The sequence below is a fragment of the Rhizobium sp. P1_E1 genome (assembly GCF_056406015.1).
This window is the reverse complement of the sequence record NZ_JBFUAY010000439.1, coordinates 1-2039: the sequence shown is the minus strand read 5'-3', so window position 1 is coordinate 2039 and position 2039 is coordinate 1. Positions and strand designations below refer to the sequence as shown.

2 protein-coding genes are annotated in these 2039 nt (G+C 57.2%); both read right to left on the bottom strand.

Translation table 11 applies throughout. From position 1 onward, the window contains the following. Window positions 1–97 precede the first annotated feature (97 nt). Window positions 98–430, bottom strand: a complete 333-nt coding sequence (gene trxA, locus AC1D1Z_RS36825) for a thioredoxin (protein ID WP_032491853.1) — start codon at window positions 428–430, stop codon at window positions 98–100. A gap of 242 nt (window positions 431–672) precedes the next feature. Continuing rightward, complete coding sequence (nifN, locus tag AC1D1Z_RS36820) at window positions 673–2010, bottom strand: nitrogenase iron-molybdenum cofactor biosynthesis protein NifN (RefSeq protein ID WP_477853746.1); 1338 nt, start codon at window positions 2008–2010, stop codon at window positions 673–675. Window positions 2011–2039: the final 29 nt, after the last annotated feature.

Here is a 2039-nt window from a genome sequence, read left to right as displayed (position 1 = left end):
GCTCATGTTGGGTCGACTTGCTCAGAAGTCGGAGCCTGCGACAAACCTTGGACGGCCGCCGGTTGGCRGCCGCCCATCGCTCCGCTTGTGCTTTGCGTCATCCGCAATCAGCTACCATTCGTTGTATCCAGTCGACGAAAAAGGATTTCGGCTTTTCGCCGACCGAGATATCGGCAACTTCGCCGCCCTTGAAGATTGCTAGGGTCGGAATGGAGCGCACACCGAACTGTGCAGCAAGTTCCGGGTTCTCGTCGATATTCAGCTTGGCGACCTTGACCTTGCCTTCCATCTCGACGGCGATTTCTTCGATGATCGGAGCGATCATCTTGCACGGGCCGCACCATTCGGCCCAGAAATCGACGACGACGGGTTCTGCGGATTCCAGAACTTCCGACTGGAAGTTATTGATATCGACTTTCACGGATGCCATGATCTTTCCTTTACTAGAGTTTAGCGCCGGCGGGCACATGAGTTGATACATTGCCGAATTCGATGTGATGCACGCTTTAGACCGCGAAACACCTCAAGAACCTGTTTGGGTGTGGTAATGTTTCTCAGCGCTCGACCTCCTAGTTCTTCAGTTTCAAGTGGCTGCGAGTAAGATATCACGGCCCGGCGACACTCCAGATGAGGATGAGTTCATGACCGATGAAAGGTAGCGCGATGCTCACCTTATGATACGAGTTCGGGAGGTGCGCGAGCGGGCGGCTCATCGTAGGTGGCTTGGACTATGTTGGCGACTTCGAAGATTATGTCGCGGGTTCCTCGATAAAGGATGCTCAGTTTATGCTGGCTGCCTATGCGGTCGAAGACAGGAAAACCAACTCGCATCAGCGGAACTGCGAGGCGTTCGGCGGCCTGTCGACCGTGGGAGTGCGTGACGAGTAGATCAGCGTCCGCGGCGAGCTGTTCCAAGTCACCAAGATCACCCACCTTGACCGTATCGGTTGGTACTATTTGCAGCGCCTTCGAGTCCCCGGTCGTAGTGACCGCGGCTGTAATGACCGCCCCCATGCCGATAAAGAGTTGGGCGAACTGCAAGAGCTGGTCGGGCTCGCACGCGATGGCGACCTTCTTTCCTGCGAAATGAAAATGCCCGCTGAGCATCGCCTCCTGCAACTGCATGCGGCCACGACGGACAGCCGCCGGCGTGTTGTCGTGCGAAATCGCTGCAAGGAGCCAGGCGAAACGGTCGGCGTTAATCAGGCCCGTGAGAGATCCGAACATCACGTATGGCAATCCAGTTAGACCCTGCAAAGCTTCAGCCGATCGGCGCATCTGTTCGCCGACGGCGATGCATTGTGTTGCCGCCCCGAGGTCGCGGATATGCTCCACCTTCGCGCCACCGCGTGCGATCGGAATCCATCGATCGCGGACAGCTTCGTCAGGCCCGCCGGATACGTCAGGCAAAATGAGGGGCGTTAAGCCGAAGCTCTCAACCGTTTCCCGCAGATGCTCTACATCGGCAACTGTCATGTTTGAGCCGGGCAGGATCACAACCTTCGCCGGGTCGCGGTCCTGCGTCCCGGGCAGCGTGATTGCCTCGATCATAGCCGTAACAGCCTTCGACCATCCCTCCTCCATCGCCCCTGCGAAGTCGGGAGTGCGTGCGAGGACCACTTCAGTATCAATGAGTTTTCTCGGGCGCGCTCCTTTGGCGTTGATGATATCACCTGCGATATCTTCGTCGCGAGTTTCTGCCACGGCGGTGGTGCAGATTCCGATCAGCCGCGGCCACGTGCGAGCTTTTAGCTTGACGAGAGCTTTCTCGAGAAAATCCGCGCCGCCCACCACCGTCGCGATCTGGTCCATTGCGGTAGTCTGCAGCGGGACCATATGCTTGAAATGCCTCACGAGCAGCACCAGTGCAAAACTGCTACATCCCTGGCTGCCATGGAGTATTGGCAGCGCACCATCGACGCCCAGGAAGGCCAAGGCAGCGCCCAATGGTTGAGACAACTTTAGAGGGTTGATCGCTGCCGTTTTTGTTGGGGTCAGGATAACAGCCATAATTTTTACCTCAGTGGAAACCACCTGTC

Bases quoted from the DNA above. Each gene is read 5' to 3' on its own strand.
- trxA (WP_032491853.1), bottom strand. From the start codon at position 430: ATGGCATCCGTGAAAGTCGATATCAATAACTTCCAGTCGGAAGTTCTG.
- nifN (WP_477853746.1), bottom strand. From the start codon at position 2,010: ATGGCTGTTATCCTGACCCCAACAAAAACGGCAGCGATCAACCCTCTA.